General features: G+C 51.5%; 15 protein-coding genes. 11 read left to right on the top strand and 4 right to left on the bottom strand.

All coding sequences use genetic code 11. The features are described 5' to 3' along the window. Positions 1-239 precede the first annotated feature (239 nt). From JNJ77_05300 to JNJ77_05290, 3 genes are all read left to right on the top strand, one after another. Positions 240-1,433, top strand: a complete 1,194-nt coding sequence (locus JNJ77_05300; protein MBL8821985.1) for a hypothetical protein — start codon at positions 240-242, stop codon at positions 1,431-1,433. Between the two features lie 138 nt (positions 1,434-1,571). Beyond that, positions 1,572-2,939 carry a two-component sensor histidine kinase gene (locus tag JNJ77_05295; protein MBL8821984.1) on the top strand — a complete coding sequence of 456 codons (1,368 nt, stop codon included), beginning with the start codon at positions 1,572-1,574 and terminating at the stop codon, positions 2,937-2,939. Further along, a complete protein-coding gene (locus JNJ77_05290) occupies positions 2,902-4,290 on the top strand; it encodes a sigma-54-dependent Fis family transcriptional regulator (protein ID MBL8821983.1) in 1,389 nt (462 codons plus the stop codon). The genes JNJ77_05295 and JNJ77_05290 overlap by 38 nt, the downstream gene beginning before the upstream one ends. Before the next feature lie 15 nt (positions 4,291-4,305). On the opposite strand, the gene recQ is transcribed toward JNJ77_05290, so the two are convergent. Beyond that, positions 4,306-6,516 (bottom strand): DNA helicase RecQ, encoded by a 2,211-nt coding sequence (recQ, locus tag JNJ77_05285; GenBank protein ID MBL8821982.1) that lies wholly within the window; start codon positions 6,514-6,516, stop codon positions 4,306-4,308. Positions 6,517-6,676: 160 nt separating this feature from the next. Between recQ and deoC the strand changes: the two genes are divergently transcribed. The 7 genes from deoC (at position 6,677) to JNJ77_05250 (ending at position 14,865) form a co-directional block, all read left to right on the top strand. Beyond that, a complete protein-coding gene (gene deoC / locus JNJ77_05280; protein MBL8821981.1) occupies positions 6,677-7,390 on the top strand; it encodes a deoxyribose-phosphate aldolase in 714 nt (237 codons plus the stop codon). After that, positions 7,387-7,626, top strand: coding sequence for a hypothetical protein (locus tag JNJ77_05275; GenBank protein MBL8821980.1), 240 nt, complete (start codon positions 7,387-7,389; stop codon positions 7,624-7,626). Before deoC ends, JNJ77_05275 begins: the two co-directional genes overlap by 4 nt. Then, positions 7,610-8,329 carry a tRNA (adenosine(37)-N6)-threonylcarbamoyltransferase complex dimerization subunit type 1 TsaB gene (gene tsaB, locus JNJ77_05270; protein ID MBL8821979.1) on the top strand — a complete coding sequence of 240 codons (720 nt, stop codon included), beginning with the start codon at positions 7,610-7,612 and terminating at the stop codon, positions 8,327-8,329. The genes JNJ77_05275 and tsaB overlap by 17 nt, the downstream gene beginning before the upstream one ends. A gap of 132 nt (positions 8,330-8,461) precedes the next feature. Further along, positions 8,462-9,286, top strand: coding sequence for an ABC transporter permease (locus JNJ77_05265; GenBank protein MBL8821978.1), 825 nt, complete (start codon positions 8,462-8,464; stop codon positions 9,284-9,286). Positions 9,287-9,295: 9 nt separating this feature from the next. Further along, the gene (locus JNJ77_05260) at positions 9,296-10,168 is read left to right on the top strand and encodes an ATP-binding cassette domain-containing protein (protein MBL8821977.1); all 873 of its coding nucleotides are present in this window, start codon (positions 9,296-9,298) and stop codon (positions 10,166-10,168) included. Positions 10,169-10,208: 40 nt separating this feature from the next. Next, positions 10,209-11,654 (top strand): MCE family protein, encoded by a 1,446-nt coding sequence (locus tag JNJ77_05255; GenBank protein MBL8821976.1) that lies wholly within the window; start codon positions 10,209-10,211, stop codon positions 11,652-11,654. 127 nt (positions 11,655-11,781) lie between these two features. Beyond that, entirely contained in the window at positions 11,782-14,865 is a 3,084-nt protein-coding gene (locus JNJ77_05250) for a serine/threonine protein kinase (protein MBL8821975.1), read from the top strand. 49 nt (positions 14,866-14,914) lie between these two features. Here the strand turns inward: JNJ77_05250 and JNJ77_05245 are convergent, their stop codons facing one another. From JNJ77_05245 to JNJ77_05235, 3 genes are read right to left on the bottom strand one after another with little or no spacing between them, the layout of a single operon-like run. After that, positions 14,915-15,193: a hypothetical protein gene (locus JNJ77_05245; protein MBL8821974.1), complete on the bottom strand. Its 279-nt coding sequence runs from the start codon at positions 15,191-15,193 to the stop codon at positions 14,915-14,917. A 2-nt stretch (positions 15,194-15,195) separates the two neighbouring features. Next, positions 15,196-16,035, bottom strand: a complete 840-nt coding sequence (gene larE / locus JNJ77_05240; GenBank protein MBL8821973.1) for an ATP-dependent sacrificial sulfur transferase LarE — start codon at positions 16,033-16,035, stop codon at positions 15,196-15,198. Between the two features lie 54 nt (positions 16,036-16,089). Then, positions 16,090-18,102: an NAD(+) synthase gene (locus tag JNJ77_05235; protein ID MBL8821972.1), complete on the bottom strand. Its 2,013-nt coding sequence runs from the start codon at positions 18,100-18,102 to the stop codon at positions 16,090-16,092. Between the two features lie 240 nt (positions 18,103-18,342). Here JNJ77_05235 and JNJ77_05230 point away from each other — a divergent pair, with 240 nt between their 5' ends. Further along, positions 18,343-18,693 (top strand): DUF3467 domain-containing protein, encoded by a 351-nt coding sequence (locus tag JNJ77_05230; protein MBL8821971.1) that lies wholly within the window; start codon positions 18,343-18,345, stop codon positions 18,691-18,693. Positions 18,694-18,942: the final 249 nt, after the last annotated feature.

The raw sequence follows: 18,942 nt of genomic DNA, 5'->3' as shown, positions 1-18,942 counted from the left end.
TACACAGAAAGCGTGGATGAAATGATTTCCGACTTGGTGTCGTTATCGTTACTGATTCACCGGCAACAGGAACCATTTCTGCTGCGGTTTTCTCTAGTTTTTGGATTCAGGCTGCTCACCTGCCTACGACGCTTGCTCGAATTTTGAAACAAACTGAAAAAATATCGTAGCAGAATGGCTTGGTACTTCCGCAGAGAAGGATGAGACGCAACTTACTTCTCAAACTCAAAGGAACTGCCATGTCACACGTCAACAAAAACCTGTTTCGCCCTTCTTTCGACGCATTGGAAGACCGAACTGTTCCCACGACAGCCATATTGAACAACGGCATACTGGAAGTAATCGGTACCAAGGCTGCTGATAATATCATTCTCAAACAGACAGCTACGAAAATTTCTGTCTCAGGGGTAAAAGCCACGTTTGATGTTAACAAAGTTCAGGCCATTCGCATCAATGGGTTGGCAGGCAACGATACGATTGATGCCAGTGCGGTATCGAAACACTGTGAAATTCATGGCGGACTTAACAACGACAGGATCGTGGGTTCATCCGTTACCGACACGCTCTTTGGTGAGGAGGGGAACGACCGCATTTTTGGGAAGGGTGGAAGCGACATTATTTACGGGGGCAGCGGAAATGACCTGCTCTTTGGCGATGGTGATCTCGACTTTCTGTTTGGCGAATCAGACAACGACTTTCTGGATGATGGTAACCGCCTGTTCCAGGAAATAGCTGATGGAGGATCAGGCAAAGATTGGAACGCTGATGTAATGTTCGTTTCAGGAATGTCTATGGAAGACATTGATCAACAGGCATCGCCCACTTGTAGCCTGCTTGCTTCGATTGCAGGGTTAGCTGGCGATGGCTACAACTTCTCCCAACAGATTCGCTACAACGGTTATCGTGCTGATGGCACACCAACCTACCAGGTTAAGCTCTGGCAGAACAATGCATGGCAATGGAGAACTGTCAATTTCGATGGCACGGTTACATCCAATGATCCGGGAGTTTCTTCGGAAGGTGAATCCTGGGTCATCCTCCTGCAACGAGCCTGGATACAGCAAAAAGGGGGCACTGGCAGTTGCTTCCCACACGAAGCTATCCTGGCACTAACCGGGAAAACGGCCAAGAGCCAGTATTCCGTGGCCAACAAAGACTTCTATGCGATCCAGAATGCACTTGCTGGAAATCAACTCGTCGTGTCTGCAACGAACGTCAAAAAAACCTCCACGACAAAACTGGTAACGAATCACTCCTATACCGTGATTGCAGCATTCGGGTTCGAAACTCCGTTCATCGATTCTCGATTTGTAGTGGTTCGTAATCCCTGGGGTGTCGATGGCGGCTCAGGTTCCGGAAATGTCAACGATGGCTACATCACGCTGACCTGGAAGGAATTTCAATCATCCATGCGTTACCTATCGATAGCTTAACTTCCATGCAATGTAAGGCCGGGATTATTCTCGGCCTTATTTCCTTGATGTGCTTACTTGCTTCTTTGGCATCTTATGCCGCACTCTTCTAGGTTGACTACTTGCCACAATATACCCGCCAGCACCTATCATACCTCTATGCCCTGGCAACATTTCATCACCCCGATGCGGGAATGGACATCCCGTCCGGCCAGCGAGTGGGATCGCGATGCCGCCGGCCTGCTCGTTAAAATTCAATGGTTCGGCCTGCTGGTCGGCTTTTTCCTGGCTAACGTGCCAGGCCGACAGCCCGATTCACCGTTGCTGTTGAACATCCTGCTCTCGGTTGGCCTGGTTTATACTTCCATTGTTACCTGGTACTATTTTCGAGGCGAGGTTTTTCTGCTTGCCCGATTTCCGTTGATCGTCTCGTTTCTGGAAACCATTTTCATCACCCTGCTTTGCCGATACGATCATGGCCTGGACAGTCCGTACCGTTTCTTTTACCTCCTTTCGCTGCTGGTGGTTGCCATCCGGTATCCTCGAATCGTTCCTTATATCAGTTGTTTCATGCACTGTGTCAGTTTCACTCTGCTCTTTTTCATGGTGCCCAGCGATCAGCAGGATGTGCCCAGCGTCATGCTTAACATTGTGGTAATGTGCTGGGTTACCTGGGCTGCCTCTACCCTGGCCTGGTATCTGCACCGTACCAGTGATCGATTCATTGAAGTAAACAAGCAACTGCATGATTACCAGGGCCAACTGGAAAACCGCATTACACAGCGTACCAAGGAACTGCAGGAAGCCCAGGCTTTGTTGATGCATCAGGAAAAGATGGCTGCTTTCGGTCTGCTGGCTGCCGGCATCGCCCACGAAGTCGGCAATCCGCTCACCTCCATCAGTTCCCTGGTGCAACTGGTGCAACGCCGAGTTGATGATCCGTATGTACAGGAAAGACTCAAGCTTGTTGGTGGGCAACTTGATCGCATCTCAGGAACATTGCGGGAACTGATGAATTTCAGCCGACCCGCTACCGCAGAGAAAGTGATGACTGACCTGGCCAGTGTCGTCCAGGAAGCTCTCAGCATCGCCAAGTATTATCAATCCAATCGAGGCAAAACGGTCGTCAGCCAGATGCCGGCAGAAATGCCAAGGTTAAATGTCGCCCGTGACCTGCTTACCCAGGCCTTGCTCAACTTGATTCTGAATGCGATCGATGCCACCGAAAAAGGAGGTACGGTGCAAATCAAAGGCCTGGTTACTCCTTCCGAAGTTTGTGTTGAAGTGCACGACGATGGATGTGGCATTCCGCAGGAAATCAACGACAAGCTCTTTCAGCCTTATTTTACTACCAAGCCTCATGGCACCGGTTTGGGGCTGTTCATGACGCGCCGCCTTGTAGAACAACAGGGTGGTACCGTCAGCGTGGAATCCCAGCCAGGCCAAGGCTCCACCTTCCGACTTCACTTTCCCCTGAAAGCCGATCGTCATGGCGATCACGCCCAAGAGCATCAACAACAGCGATAACCAGCCGGCAGCCAGGCTGCTCATTATTGAAGACGAGCCGCTCATCCGAGCTTCGCTCGCTGAGTTTCTTGAACAGGAAGGGTACGAAGTTCGCACTGCTGCCAACGGGCTGGAAGGATTGAAACTCGCTGAGACCACGCCCTTCGATATCGCTTTCACGGATATTCAAATGCCCGGTATGGATGGCATTGAAGTTGCTGAAAGACTGTTACAACTCAACCCCGAAACGTTTGTCATTCTCATTACAGCTTATGGCACCGTGGAAACCGCAGTGGAAGCCTTCAAGCGGGGTGCTCAGGATTATCTTCTCAAGCCACTCCGTTTTGCTGAGGTTGCAGCCCGGATCAGACATCTGCTTCAATTCCGCAAGTACAAACTTGAAAACCAGTGGCTTCTCAAAGAAATCAATCGACCTGTTGAATCGGACAAGATAATCGGCAGGTGCCCAGCCATGCAGGCTGTTTTCTCTACGGTTGCCAAAGTGGCGACCACACGAGCGACCGTGCTCATCCTCGGCGAGAGTGGCACCGGCAAGGAACTGATAGCGCGAGAGTTGCATCGCCAGGGACCGGATCGTGACGAGCGTTTTCTGGCGATCAACTGTGCTGCCATTCCCAATGAACTGCTCGAAAGTCAGCTTTTTGGCCACCGCAAAGGCGCTTTCACCGGGGCAGACAAGGAAAGTGAAGGGTTGTTTCAACGGGCTGGCAACGGCACACTCTTTCTCGACGAAATTGGCGAGATGAGCCTGCATACTCAAGCCAAGATTCTTCGAGCTATTGAACAGAAAGAAATTCTGCCTGTCGGTGCTTCAGAACCAATCACGGTCACCACGCGCATCCTGGCTGCCACCAATAAAGACCTAGCAAAAAGTGTGGAGGAAGGGAAATTTCGTGAGGACTTGTTTTACCGGCTCAACGTCGTCTCAGTGAAGCTGCCTGCTTTACGTGAACGTCGGGAGGACATCCCCGAACTCGTGGATTACCTGCTGGCAAAGCAGGTGAAACTGCTGGGCAAACAGGTAGCTGGAGTCGATCATGCTGCCATGCGACTGCTGCAAAGCGCCATCTGGAAAGGAAACGTACGCGAGCTCGAAAATGTGCTCCAGCGTGCAGTCATCCTCAGTGAAGGACCGTTGATTACCGTTCACGATCTACCTGCCGACCTGATGACCGATCCCGAAGTCTGTCTGGATGAAGACCTACGCATGGCCGTGGCACATTACGAGAAACTGCATATTGAAAAGCTACTTAAACAATATCCCGACAAGCGCGAAGCAGCCCGACGCATGGGCCTGGCACTCAGTTCGCTTTATCGCAAGATTGAAGAGTTGGGAATTGTGAGTTCGTAAGTACCGATCAGTCTTTCAAACAGGTATCCATGACAACGCAATCCGTATCTGGTCGAAGGTAAATTCGCCAGCAAAATGTTCATGGATGGGTTTCAATCTGCCATCGGTAAGCGTCGCTGCATATTCCTTAATCCGATGAGCATCTGTTTGATTCATCCATGGCTCAGGTGATGGCCTCGGATTTGCCAGTAAATACTCTTCCAGGTATTTCATCACTGTCGAAGGAGCTCGTTTCAGAAGACTGGCAGTCAGATCTACCGAATGCCCCTGCTCAAACATTTTCCATGATTCATGATGGGTAGTGGGTCTGCTTGATTGACTGACTACTTTAGTCGGGGCGTTTTCAATCAAGCCCACATCCATGCTCAATCCCCGTATGTGACTGTACTGTTTGATAATTCTCAGCATATTGTTGCCAAACTTATTAATCTTGGCCTGACCCAATCCAGGGATGAGAAATAATCCTTCACGTGTTGAAGGTCGATGCGAGGCTAGTGCGTTCAAGGTTGTGTCATGACAGATGACATAGGGGGCAACCCCATTCTGGCCAGCAAGTTTTCGGCGGAGTGATTGCAATTCCGTGAACAGTCCTTCCTCAACAGGCAGCGCAGGCAACTTGTTTCGTGTCCTTGCCTTTCGCAGTTTCTCGACTCTCTTCTGTTTCCAGAGTTGAACCGCTGTTCGCTCCTTGCGAAATACTTTCCACGATTCCGCATTGAGTTTCAAAATGAAGCCAACGCCCTTGGCTCCCGTAAACTCTTCTTTTTCCAACAATCCCTGGCTGGCCAGTTGATCGTACCAGTCGCGTAACTGATCCTTCGTGTTATCTGCCATCAAACCAAATACGGAAAGCTGATCGTGGCCATGCTTGATAACATTCTCAGTCCGTTCACCACGTAGAACCGAAATCAGATGTGTGGCACCAAATCGTTCTTCACAACGGGCGATGGCTGAAAGCAATTTTTGTGCAGTGAGCAAACTGTCGGGTACCGGTTCTGCATCGCCGAGACAGACATCGCAAGCTCGACAGTTGGCTATGCTGAACTGCTGACCAAAGTGATTAACCAGTTGCCGATGCCTGCAAATGGTGACTCTGCAGTAGCGATCCATCTCGTTGAGATGCGACAAAGCAACAGGCAGCCAACTCGAATCGCCTTCGCTTTCCTCCGCTGATTTCTGCATCAGCTTGCTCCAGGCCACCAGATCCTGCCGATGGTGGAGCAGAACACATTCAGCCTCCAGGCCATCGCGACCGGCACGACCAGATTCCTGCTGATAATGCTCCAGCGACTTGGGCATGGCCATGTGCAGCACGAAGCGGACATCGGGACGATCAATGCCCATGCCGAAGGCTACCGTTGCTACGACAAGATTGCACTCCTCCTGCCGAAAGGCATCCTGTGCTTTCTTACGCAAGGATTGATCCATTCCGGCATGATATCCTCGTGCCGAAAAACCCCATGAATTGATAAGAGAAACCAGATCATCCACATCCCGCCGCCGCATGCAGTAAATGATGCCCGCCTGGCCTCGATGATCTTCCAGAAACTGTTTGGCCTGCGACCATTCGCTTTCGCGAGGCACCACACGGTAGTGCAGATTGGCACGGTGGAAATCGCCAACCATAACGCACGGATCGGCAAGTTTGAGTTGAGCAACAATATCAGCACGCACTTTTTCCGTGGCAGTCGCAGTAAAGGCATGCACCGGAACCTGCGGAAAACGCTCAGCAAGGAATGATAGCTGTCGGTACTCTGGACGAAAATCGTGCCCCCAGTGACTGATGCAGTGCGCTTCATCAATAGCGATGCTGGCGAGTGGAAGCGTCTGCAGAAAACTGATGAATTCTTCCATCACCAGTCGTTCCGGTGCAACATAGGCTAGTCGAACTCGCCCCTGCTTCATGGCAAACAGGTTTTCCTCCCTCTCTTCCATGCTCAGGGACGAATTGATGTAAACTGCAGGCACGCCATTGGCATTCAGACTGTCCACCTGGTCTTTCATCAGGGCGATAAGCGGAGAAACCACCAGCGTGAGTTGATCAGATCGACAAGCAGCAGGCGCCTGGTAACAGAGCGATTTCCCGCCGCCGGTAGGCAATACCAGAAGCAGGTTGCGACCTTTCAGGTTAGCCTGAATAGCTTCCTGCTGCATCGGACGCAGTGCAGTAAAGCCCCAGTGCCTGGCAATAGTATCCTGCACCTGGGCATAGGTCACCACGGACATACTGGCTCCCGGCCGAAAATCGTGAGTCATGAAATAATAGTTTATGTGCCGCGAGAGAGGGAAACGAAATCACTTTTTATAATTAGAGGGGCCGCCAATTGCTCGCTTCATCCCGCACCCCGCATATCATACCACTACCTACCTGCTCGGGAGCTAAGTGGTGCCTGACTATTCTTATCGTGACATTGCCAAGATGCTGGATCATTCGTTGTTGCAGCCTCAGTTGACGGATGCAGAGTTGGCAAAGGGCTGTAAGATTGCCAAGGCTTATGATGTCGCTTCGGTCTGCATCAAACCCTATGCTGTTACCCTGGCTAAGGATATTCTGCAAGGCAGCGATGTTGGCGTGTGTACCGTGATCGGGTTTCCACATGGCTCTCATCTTACCAGCATCAAGGTGCTGGAAGCCCAGGCGGCAATGGCTGATGGGGCCACCGAACTCGACATGGTCGTCAACATCGGCAAGGTGAAATCGGGCGACTGGAAATATGTCACCAAGGACATCAGCGATGTGGTTGATGCAGCACATCGGGGCAAAGCTAAGGTCAAAGTCATTTTCGAGAACAGCCTGCTTTTCAACGAAGAGAAAATCAAGCTCTGTGAAATTTGCGGCGAAGTCAGTGCCGACTGGGTCAAGACTTCCACCGGCTACGGCGAAAGTGGAGCGACTATTGAAGACCTGAAGCTGATGCGAAAGCATTCGCCTGCATCGGTACAGGTGAAAGCAGCGGGGGGTGTTCGCACGTTCGAGCGAGTATTACTGGTGCGACAACTTGGTGTCTCGCGCGTGGGAGCCACCGTAAGCCCAGCTATTCTCGATGAGTGTCGACAGACGCTGGGCCTGCCTGCGATTCTGGTGGAGGCCTCAGCATGAATTCCCGCATCATGCTCTATACGATACTCGCATTGATCTGGCTGGGACTGGCCGTTGCCATCCCGCTAGGCTGGCTTAATCAGTTTGTAGGTGGCGAAGCAGAAAACTGGCGGCGATACCTTGCTATCGGCATCTGCACGCTGATGGCCCTGTTCAATGTCATGCGTATTGTCCGCCTACGAAAAGCCCAGGCACGTATTCAACAACATACCCAACCTGATGACCAGCGTTTCTGATCTTCGCACACTTCTGATTGAAACCAGTGGCAACACGGGCTACGTCGGCCTGGCTGTGGGCAATCAACTCGCACAGCAGGCAACGCTCGCCACCGGCAGGCAGCATATCCGTGATCTCATGCCTCAGTGTCAGCAACTGTGTCAACAACAGGGTTGGAAGCCTGCAGACCTGCAAGCCATTGTGGTGAGTGCTGGCCCTGGCAGCTATACCGGCTTACGTGTCGGCATCATGACTGCTAAGACGCTGGCCTATGCACTGAACATTCCGTTGATTGGTGTTCCTACGTTTGAGAGTCTGGCGTGGACTACATTTCAAGCAAACCCCTCGCTCACTTCCTTGACCGTCATAGCAGATGGTCAGCAGGATAAGGTTTATGTGCAATCGATTGAGCATCAGTCGGGCGATGTGCCTGAACTGTTTCAGACTACATCACCTCTCGCCATTGTGCCGGGTGAAGCTTGGCGAAGCAGTTTGACCGCGGGGACAGTCATCACAGGTCCGGGATTGGTACAGCAGCGACAACTCTTGCCTGCAACTGTTGAAATACTGGACGAATCCTACTGGCACCCTACAGTACCTGGCTTACAGCATATGGGACTGATTCGTTGGCAAGCGAAACAGTTTGAAGACACTTTCTCGCTGGAACCCCTTTATCTGCGTGCCAGTTCGGCTGAGGAACAATGGGCAGCGATGGGCAAATAGGCAAAATAGTTAAACAATTCTGTAGCTTCTTTCCATAACGATTATACCCCCTACGGTGGGATTGCCGAAGAATGATAGGGGACTTTATGTCAAGACCACGGACTGCAATCCGTGGCTTTGGGGGAAATCTGCATGTCGAGTGTGGCGCCACCACGGTACGGGTTGCTTGCCGGGCTGGGCAATGCGATCTATCAACTCGTTGTTGCCTGGGGCGATGTCACCGACTTTGGCCTGAGATCCCTCGGCTGGATGTTACGCAAGCGTTCCTCATCCAGCAATCTCGTCCTTATCTTTTTCCAGATCGGCGTACGCAGCGTGCCCGTCGTTGGCATTACTGGATTGTTCATTGGGATGGTGCTGGCTGTACAGAGTTATGGCGAATTCATCCTCTTTCCGAACATGAAGGGATGGATGGGAGCTGTCATCAACCGCAGCGTCATTTGCGAACTAGGCCCGGTGCTGGCAGCTACCATGCTGGCTGGGCGTGTTGGCTCGGCCATTGCGGCTGAACTGGGTACGATGCGGGTAACAGAACAAATTGACGCTCTAGTATGCCTGGGTGTGAACCCGATTCATCACCTGGTGGTGCCTCGTCTGTTGGCTTGCGTGCTGCTTATCCCGATGCTCACCATCCTTGCCGATTTCATGGGTGTAATAGGTGGAGCGTTTATCAGCACGCAACATTTTGGAATTGAGCCATATCAGTACTGGTCCATGTCCAAACAGAAAATTGACATGTGGGATATATTCGTAGGCTTGTTTAAATCATGTGTGTTCGGCGCTGCCATTGCTATCATCAGCTGTCATAAGGGATTTCACAGTACCGGCGGAGCGGAAGGCGTAGGCAAAGCCGCCACGACAGCATTTGTGCGTTCGTTTGTTGCCATTTTGATACTTGATTTCTTCCTGGCCATGTTCTTCAACACGCTATACCGCCAGATCTGGCCCATTCGATAAGGAGGAAGCATGCACCCCAACAAGCCTGCTTCCTCATCGTTCAGGCTCCCTGCCCTGCCGCAACCGATCATCCAGTTCGAAAACGTTTCCTTGCAGTTTGGCGAGCAGGTGGTGTTGCGCGAATTAAATCTGTTCTTTGAAAAGGGGCGCACGCATGTCATCGTGGGTGAAAGTGGCTGCGGCAAAACGGTATTGCTCAAGCTGATCATCGGCCTGCTCAAGCCTACGATCGGCAGTGTACTGGTGGATGGTAAGCAGATTGCCGGTCTACATGAAAAGGAACAAGTGAAAGAACGGCTGAAAATCGGCTATGTCTTTCAAGGTGCTGCTCTTTTCGACAGCATGACAGTATTCGACAATGTTGCCTTTGCCTTGCGTGAACATACGACGATGAAGCCCCATGAAATTGATCAGGCAGTGAAAAGCCGTTTACAAGAAGTGGGGTTACCACGCGGGGTGGAACGCAAGCGTCCGGCAGAACTTTCCGGAGGCATGAAGAAGCGGGTGGGTGTAGCCCGTGCATTAATGCTCGATCCCGAAATCATGCTCTATGATGAGCCGACCACCGGGCTCGATCCCATCATGACGGATGTCATCAATAACCTTATTCAGCAGACGCATCAAAGCCGCCACGTCACCAGCATTGTGGTAACACATGATATGAAAACCGTTCGCAAGGTGGCGGATCGAGTGCTCATGCTTTATCCGGTCAGCAAACTCGAAGAGGGTGAAGGACAAATCATCTTCAACCAGGGACCAAATGATCTGGCGATCTGTTCTGATCGACGTGTGCAGCAGTTTATCAGGGGTGAAGCGTTCATTGGAAGCAACCGGATCGACCTGGCTGCAGAAGACATACACGGAGCGGATAATGTGATCTAAGCCTACGGACCGCAATTGGTGGGCTTGATGAGGAAAAGGCATGAACGACCAATCCATGAAATTCCGTCTAGGCATTTTTGTGCTAGGTGCGGGTATTCTGCTGGCTGTGCTCATCGTTCTCTTTGGCGATCTACCAAATGTGTTCCGCACTCAGCAGACGTATACGGTGCGTTTTGCCCAGGCACCAGGCATCGAGACAGGCACACCGGTCCGTAAGTCAGGCATCCGCATCGGTGAAGTCACCGATTTCAATCTCGACCCCGAAACGGGTGCGGTTACTGTTCAGATTATTGTCGAACGCAAATACCAGCTTCGTAAAGGCGATGTTCCGATGCTGGGCCGAGGCATTCTGGGCGATTCCAATATCAACTTTGTACCCGCAACCGAAATCAAGTTGGTGAGTGACAAGGAAGTGGCACCACCAGGCTTTACCTACGATGGTAAATCGGGCGATATTCTCACCCGCATTGGCGCCGTGGCACAAGATCTGGTTCCTGCCTCGCAAGCAACGCTGGATGAACTCCGCGAAGTATCCAAGAAGATCAGTGAATTACTTCCTGAGGCCAAACGCACCATGCAGGAAGCACAGCTTGCCATGAATAAAGTAGGCAATGCTGCAGAAAGTGCAGACAATCTGATGCGATCCAATCAGGAACGTATTACCAAAACACTCGACAATATCAGCCTCGTTTCAGAACGCATCGGAAACATGGTAACGCCCAATATGACCCGCCGTATCGAAACCATCTTGCTGAACACGGAAACGGTGAGCGCCGAGATGGCTGCACTGCTGAATGACGAAAATCGCCGAACTGCTACTGAAGCACTAAAATCAGCTCGCTCAGCAATGGATCGGTTTGCCCTCGTGATGAACGATGAGAACGTGAAGAACATCAATGCCACGCTCAAGAGCTTGCAGGATATCTCCACCAATGCATCCAACACACTCAAGACTATGGATCGCAGTATGGACAAAGCAGAGAAGTTGCTGACCAACCTGAATGAGGGTGTCACGGAAACCCGTACTCTCGTAAAGAATGTGAACAGCCGAGTGGATACACTCGGCCCACACCTGGAAACTGCGGCAAAAGATGCCAGCTCTGCCATGAAGAGGCTGACCTCCTCTGCTGACAAGGTGGATCAGGTTCTGACTGATGTGCAGGCATTTACCAAAGATCTGGGTGCCCGCGGCCCGGCACTGCTCAAGAACTTGGAAGATGCCTCAGGCAGAATCAGCCAGGTCGTGATTGACATAGGAACCTTTAGTCGATCGCTTGCTGAGGGCAATGGGACCATTCGCCGACTGGTGATGGATCCACAGCTTTACAATTCTCTAAACGAAGCTGCAGCCGTCGCCACCAAGAGTGTATCTCGACTTGATCGCATCCTCTATGATTTTGCCATCTTCGCAGACAAACTCGCCAGGCATCCGGAACTACTCGGTGTCAGCGGCGCTGTAGCACCCAGTTCAGGGATCAAGCGGTAAGCTTATGTAGGTTCAAATCTGAGAGTCGAGGAGTATCACTTCTCGACCTTGATATTCCTGGCGACTTTTTCACTGTATTATATTAAACTTATCAACATGTCTGATTTTATACCATGAGACTGTTGCCTTGTCTAACACGAAAACTTCGCATGTGATTTCGCTTCTTGCCTATTGGGAAGAACAGAAGGTGGCAGGGAATCTGCTCACTCCCGAAGAATTGTGCAGGACATCGCCTGAACTGCTTGATCAAGTGAAATCGCAATTGAAACTTCTCCAGGACTTTCCAAGCCAACTGATTGACACGGGATCAACCGAGCAGAACGCCTCGGACACCCATGTACAGCACCGGGAAATAAAGAAGCTCAACTCTGGTTCCGTAGTGGCTGGCCGTTACACACTTCTTGCGCTTATCGGCGAAGGGGGAATGGGTAGCGTTTGGTGTGCTGAGCAAACTGAACCAGTCAAACGACAAGTGGCACTCAAACTCATCCGATCTTCCAGCTATATACCACAACAAGTTATCCGCCGTTTTGAAGCCGAGCGCCAAGCTCTGGCGCTCATGGATCATCCCAACATTGCCCGCATCTATGATGGCGGCATCACCGAGTGGGGTGAACCCTATTTCGTAATGGAACTCGTGCAGGGCATGCCTCTCACCCAATTCTGCGATAAGCAAAGGCTGAATGTTAAAGGTCGACTAGAACTATTCATCACCATCTGTCAGGCCGTGCAACATGCACATCAGAAAGGAATTATTCACCGCGACCTTAAGCCCGGCAATATTCTGGTCGCCAATATCGATGGCGTCCCGCTTGCGAAAGTGATCGACTTCGGCGTTGCCAAAGCTACCGATCAGCAACTGACCGAGGGAACCCTGATCGACAATGGTATCGTTGGAACGCTGGCATACATGAGTCCCGAACAGGCTGAAGCTGGTGATTCCAACATCGACACCCGCACTGATATTTATTCCCTGGGTGTTATCCTTTATGAATTGCTGGCTGGATCCACTCCGTTCAGCAGCGATCAACTACATCAAATGTTGATGTACGATATGTACAGACAGGTGCGTGACGTTGACCCTCCCAGGTTGGCTACCAAGATCAGCCAGTCAAACAATCTGACCAGTCTGGCAGCAACTCGTGACACTGAACCCTCACAATTGGAAAAAACACTTCGTGGCGACCTTGAATGGATTGTTTTGAAGGCGCTGGAAAAAGATCGCACTCGCCGCTACGATACTGCCAATAGCCTGGCTGCCGATATCCAGCGATATCTGAAGAGCGAACCGGTACTGGCTCATCCTCCCAGTAAGAGTTATCTGGCGAAAAAGTTCGTCAAACGCCATAAAGTGCAGGTTGCTGCTGCTGGTCTGGTATTGGCTTCGCTGATCACCGGTCTCGTAGCCAGCATCTGGCAGATGAACCGTGCTATTGATGCAGAATCGATAGCCAAAACACGCGAACGACAGGCAATGATTGCCAAAGATCTGACCGAAGAACAACGCATAATTGCTGAAAAAAACAAAAAGCAGGCGGAAGAACAGCGCGACATCGCTTTGGCCGTGCGAGATTTTCTCCGCCATCAGCTCATCAGCAAAGCCAGCGTCTGGGATCAATCTGCCCTGGCATCCCAGCAGCCAGGGAGTGTACGCCACGACATTACCGTTCGTGAATTGCTGGAAAAAGCAGCACTGGAATTTTCACCGCAGAAAATCAATGAGAAGTTTCCTCATCAGCCTGAAGTTCAGAGAGAATTACTCCAAACCATAGCCATTGCGCTCAACGATACGGGTAACAATCGCAAAGGCATCGAATACCTGAAAGCCGCCATTGAAATCAGTGAGAAAAGTCTGGGGTTTGGGCACCCCGACACATTCGAACTCATGGCACATCTGGCGCTGTTTGAAACGGAGGCTGGGAAGCACATCAATTCCATCAGTATCGTGGGAAAAATGGTTGCCCAACTGCTGAGAATGATGCTGGATCAAAGTTCACACACCATGGAGGATCAACCAGGTAAATGTCTCGACCGTACCATCAAGCTGTTTGACCAGAGGCTCGATGGCAGACAACAGCCTCTTCCCGCATTCAGTGGCAGCCTGAAAGTAGAACCGCTTTCCCTATTCCAGGCAGGCATCACCCTGCTTACGATTAAAGACAATGTGGATCAGATCAGCGCGCTTGCTGTGAGGCAATTCGGCGCCGAACACCGCCGCACGATGTTTATTCGGTTGATGCAGGGTATTGTATATCATGCACGCAACCAGATAACCCAAGCCATTGACATCTACGAACAGCTATTGCAAACGGCAGAGGCAAAAAAGGAAAGGGATACTAAACTCATCCTGGGTGTTCGCCAGTTGCTGCTCAAAGCATATCGTGTCCAGGAACGAAAGCCGGATTTCATCTACCAGCATGCCAAGAAACTCTTTGCCGATTACTGTGCTACATTTGGCCCGCATCATGCCAATACGCTGGTTGTCATGAAAGAACTGGCCGAGTGTTCTCTGGATATAGGAAAATATGATCAGGCATTGACACTCTTGGATAATGCTTTAACACCCACGCAAGCCATGTTTGGAGTCGATCACCTTGAAACCCTAGCTTGCATGAATCTCAAAGCAAAAGTCTACGAAAAATCCGGTCGACTCGACCAGGCAATTGTTCTCTATGAAGAAACACTGCAACTGGCCCGGAAGAGGTTCGGCAACGAGCACACGGACACGATGACTCTCTTGGAGAACCTGGCTAGATCATTACAGAAAAACAAGCAATACGCCCGCGCGCTGCCACACTTCGAGGAAATCCTGAAATATCGGCAAAAGAACTTGCGAACAAATCACCCTAATACTCTCTCCACCATGCAATCCCTGGCACAAGCCTTACGTGAAACCAGGCAATTCACGAAAGCCATCGAGCTATATCAAACACTATGGGAAGCCCGCAAACGATCTCTACCCGAGAATCATGATCAAATCATCCTTGCTGAAAACCTGTTGGGCTGGACTATGGCGAAGGATGGCAAGTTCTCTGAAGCTGAAAAACACTTATTGAACAGCTATCAGAATTTAACCAGATCAAGTACAGCACCCAAAGAATGGCGTACCACATTTTGCAGCCGTCTGACCTACTTGTATGAGCAATGGAAAAAACCGGAAGAACTCAAGAAATGGCAGACAGAAAAAGATAGCCTCAAGATCAAGAATTAATGTTCATTCAAAAAATGGTCTTGTTCGCTCCTCATGTAGGCAGAAGATTTCACCGTGTCGGCGTAAACTCTTTCAGCCAGTTGGGATCATACTTCCGCGAGAAGAGCAATTGCAACTGTTCCGCCCGGTTTGGCGTCGTCTGTTCCGTGGATTGATTCAGCACATGCAGCGCCTGACGAAGGAGTCCCAAACGTGGATCATTGGTATCGAAGCCATCACCACGGTTGATGCGATCAAACGTGGCTGCTACTTCCAGCAGCCGAGCACGGGCTTCGAGATAAAACTGGTTCAGGACTTCGCTGCTGGTGAGTGGGGTAAGCGTTGGCATGGTCAGGTTCTTTGAAAGCGTTGTTTGGTTTCCAGCGTGATCAATTGATTCATGCTGCCGGTGCGAAAGCCCTGCAGATCGAGTGTAACAAATCGAAAGCCAAGTTGCAGCAAGTGATCAGTCAAAGCTTGCCGATGCGCCGGCTCACTCAGAGTTGCGATATCCTCGGCAGAGACTTCGATGCGGGCCAGTTCCCCTTCATGCAGTCTGACTCGGAATTCAACCAGTCCCAGTGAACGTAGATAGCTTTCTGCTGCCTCGATGCGCTGCAACCGTTCCGTCGTCACAGGCAGGCCAGGCACCAGTCGGCTCGACAGGCAAGGCGAAGCAGGTTTATCCCAGATGGGCAACTTCCAGTGCTTCGCCATTTCACGCACATCGGCCTTGGTGCATCCCGCTTCCTGCAACGGATGGCGTACTCCATGTTCCTGGGCAGCCTGCAAACCCGGGCGATAATCGCCCAGGTCATCGAGGTTGGCCCCGCTGACCACCTGTTGAATGTTCAGAACTGGGGCCTGCTTCAACACCTGTTCATACAGTTCGGTCTTGCAGTGATAACATCGGCTGCCATCATTAACGAGATAAGCCGGGATGCTGAACTCCTGCGTTTCGATAACGACATGGCGAATGCCAATCTGTTGAGCAATCCGCTCAGCATCCTCACGCTCACGCTGAGCCACACTGGGGCTATGTGCAGTGATGGCTACTGCGTTAACGCCCAGCGCCAGCTTAGCTGCCTGGGCTACCACAGCGCTGTCCACGCCGCCACTGAACGCCACCGCCACGCTCGACATCTCGCGGAGGATGCTGATCAGTTTGTCTTGTTTCTCTTCGATGGTCATGGGGGTATTGTATGCACAAGCCCATGGACTGCAGTCCATGGGCTTGATAGAATCTCACTCCAACCACGCCACCGCACTCGCATCGCTCGGCATCCGCCAATCGCCTCTTGGCGATAAACTCACCGAACCTATCTTGGGCCCGTCAGGTAAGCAGCTTCGTTTGAACTGGTTGGCGAAGAACCGTTTCAAAAAGACGCGTAGCCACTGTTGTCTTTCCGCTTCGCTGTAGTTCATATCAAACACAGCCTGGCTGCTCAGATAGAGCAACTTCGCCGGAGTGAAACCAAACCGCAGGAAATGATACAGGTAGAAATCCTGCAATTCGTAAGGCCCCACGCTCGCTTCGGTCGATTGCACCTCGTCGGCTTTCCCGCTGGTAGGCAACAGTTCCGGCGAAATCACCTGGTCAGCAATCTCGTGCAGCAGCTTCTCGAGCGGTTTACCTGCATAATGATGCCCCGCCACCCAGCGAATGAGATATCGCACCAGTGTCTTCGGCACACCCACATTGGGGTTATACATGCTGATCTGGTCGCCATTGTAAGTACACCAGCCCAGGGCCAGTTCCGACAAGTCGCCTGTGCCGATGACAAACCCGGCATTCATCAGCATGCTGGTACGCATTCGGGCCTGCACGTTCTCAAACACCAGGTCGTGCCGTTTCTCGCGAGGCACCGCTTTCAATTTCTCGGTTAGGGCCGCCACATCCAAACCATCAAGTTGGATGCCGAACGGCGCATGCCCCAGTTGTTTCATCTGTTCCAGGCACAGACTACGGATATCGGTTTCCCGCACCTTCACACCCATCTGTTCAATCAGTTGATGCGCCAACGTTTTCGTTTTGTCAGTGGAACCAAACCCAGGCATGATGAAGCCGGTCAGTTGTGTACGATCGCGCTGAAGCAGATCGAGCGTCTGACAGGCCACCAGCAAAGCTAAGGTGGAGTCTAGCCCGCCGGAAACACCGAGAGTTAATGGAACATTTCCCACGGTTTCAAGCCGCTTGGCCAGCCCGGCTGTCTGCAGATGAAACACCTCCGCACAACGTTCATCACGATCTGGCCCGCTGCCAGGCACAAAGGGATGCGGATCAATGCGTCGATACAGCTTAGCCGATGCAGCCTGCTGGCTCTGTTTCAATTGCAGTTCAACTATGCGGTACTGATGTGGCGAAGTGAAGCCATAGTGGGCTGCATCGGAAAAGCTAGGCTGACGTTGCCTGTCTCCATTGATGCGGTCGAGATCAATCTCGGTAATAGTGAGCGTGTTGTTCCGTTCAAAGCGAGTAGATTCAGTCAATAGAGAACCATTTTCAGCAACCAGGCCATGACCGCTGAAGATGACATCGGTCGTTGATTCCGTCACGCCGCTGGCAGCATAAAGGTAAGCCGCCAGGCATCGCCCTGATTGCTGTGTTACCAGGTTTTTACGGTAGGTCATCTTGCCAACAATTTCCGTACTGGCTGAGAGATTGCACAATACCGTTGCGCCATGAACAGCCTGCAGCGAACTGGGAGGCACAGGCATCCAGAGGTCTTCGCAGATTTCAACGCCCAGCACACAGCCCGGCACATCGGCAATGCGGAAAAGCAGATCGGGGCCGAAGGGAATGCTCCCTTCGTTCTTAAAAGGTATCTCCAGCGTGTGCGCCTTGGATGCCGTGCCAAACCAGCGGTGTTCGTAAAACTCCTTGTAGTTGGGCAGGTACGATTTAGGCACCACGCCCAGCAGCTTGCCTCGATGCAACACCGCCGCCACGTTGTAGAGTGCGCCATCAACTGCCCAGGGCAAGCCAACGATGGCAACGCCCTGATATTGAGTTCCTGTGAAGGCAAGCAATTCATTCAAAGCATCTTGTGCAGCATTGAGTAATGTTGCATTCCCAAACAGGTCGCCACAGGTATAACCGGTGATACACAGTTCGGGGAAGACAGTCACTGCCACCGATGCAGTCTGGGCCTCGCGGAGCAGCTCGATGATCTGAGCCATGTTGGCGTTGGGATCAGCCACTGCTACCCTGGGCGTAGCAACTGCAACTCGTAACAGACCATGGTGATAAAAGGGCATGTGTTGAGAAGCCAATGGTTTCATTTTGCCCCGGTCAATGACCGTGTGGCTAAATGTATCTTACGACACCGCCTCTTTTGTCACACCTTAGAATTCGCCTGAACCGCGATAGGTTAGGGTTGTCAGTTGTGAATATGCTACTTATACTCACACGGTCTAGCTGAACTTCGTCGGAAGGGAACACTCTGAGAAGCGACTGGCTAGGATTTTCAAGGCTAACACTCACACAGGAGATACTCGATGGGCGCCGAAGCACCCGCTACTGGAAACCCGCAGGGTCAGCAACCAGCTCGCATGGAATACCCGACTGATACCAGCCACCTTTCTGCAACTTACGCGAACTTTGCTCGCGTAACTTTCATGCCCGAAGAACTCATTCTTGACTTCGGCCTTAACACCCAGATGGCTCCCAATCCCAGTGAACCGGTCAAGCTGACCCACCGCATCGTGGTGAACTACTTCACTGCCAAACGTCTGTTCCAGCTTCTGGGCGCTACCATCCAGCAGTATGAAACCACCTACGGCGTGCTGGAGATCGATGTGAACAAACGCGTTCGACCCCGCCCGGCTGCTGGCGGCGCGACGAGTTAAGCTATCTTTCGCATAAGAAAAACCCACGACATATGTCGTGGGTTCTTTTTTCGAATTGATCTTCAAAGCTGTTATTCATAACCCCTTGACAGAATGCTGAATCACGTAATCTAGAGCATTTTCAGTTCCATTCTTGCGGCGCATATCCTGCATGTCGGAGGTAGTTGGCGCATTCATTAGGCGAGAACCAGTCGAGGCACTGGCCGCAGAGTTGATCACATGCTTCCTTGGTGCGTGGCTTGCGTTTGC

It is taken from the genome of Planctomycetia bacterium, from assembly GCA_016795155.1.
Taxonomy (GTDB): domain Bacteria; phylum Planctomycetota; class Planctomycetia; order Gemmatales; family HRBIN36; genus JAEUIE01.
This window is presented reverse-complemented; position numbering and strand designations above follow the sequence as displayed.

Coding starts and splice junctions, on each gene's coding strand:
- JNJ77_05300 (MBL8821985.1), top strand. CDS start 240: ATGTCACACGTCAACAAAAACCTGTTTCGCCCTTCTTTCGACGCATTG.
- JNJ77_05295 (MBL8821984.1), top strand. CDS start 1,572: ATGCCCTGGCAACATTTCATCACCCCGATGCGGGAATGGACATCCCGT.
- JNJ77_05290 (MBL8821983.1), top strand. CDS start 2,902: ATGGCGATCACGCCCAAGAGCATCAACAACAGCGATAACCAGCCGGCA.
- recQ (MBL8821982.1), bottom strand. CDS start 6,516: ATGTCCGTGGTGACCTATGCCCAGGTGCAGGATACTATTGCCAGGCAC.
- JNJ77_05275 (MBL8821980.1), top strand. CDS start 7,387: ATGAATTCCCGCATCATGCTCTATACGATACTCGCATTGATCTGGCTG.
- tsaB (MBL8821979.1), top strand. CDS start 7,610: ATGACCAGCGTTTCTGATCTTCGCACACTTCTGATTGAAACCAGTGGC.
- JNJ77_05265 (MBL8821978.1), top strand. CDS start 8,462: ATGTCGAGTGTGGCGCCACCACGGTACGGGTTGCTTGCCGGGCTGGGC.
- JNJ77_05260 (MBL8821977.1), top strand. CDS start 9,296: ATGCACCCCAACAAGCCTGCTTCCTCATCGTTCAGGCTCCCTGCCCTG.
- JNJ77_05255 (MBL8821976.1), top strand. CDS start 10,209: ATGAACGACCAATCCATGAAATTCCGTCTAGGCATTTTTGTGCTAGGT.
- JNJ77_05245 (MBL8821974.1), bottom strand. CDS start 15,193: ATGCCAACGCTTACCCCACTCACCAGCAGCGAAGTCCTGAACCAGTTT.
- larE (MBL8821973.1), bottom strand. CDS start 16,035: ATGACCATCGAAGAGAAACAAGACAAACTGATCAGCATCCTCCGCGAG.
- JNJ77_05235 (MBL8821972.1), bottom strand. CDS start 18,102: ATGCCCTTTTATCACCATGGTCTGTTACGAGTTGCAGTTGCTACGCCC.
- JNJ77_05230 (MBL8821971.1), top strand. CDS start 18,343: ATGGGCGCCGAAGCACCCGCTACTGGAAACCCGCAGGGTCAGCAACCA.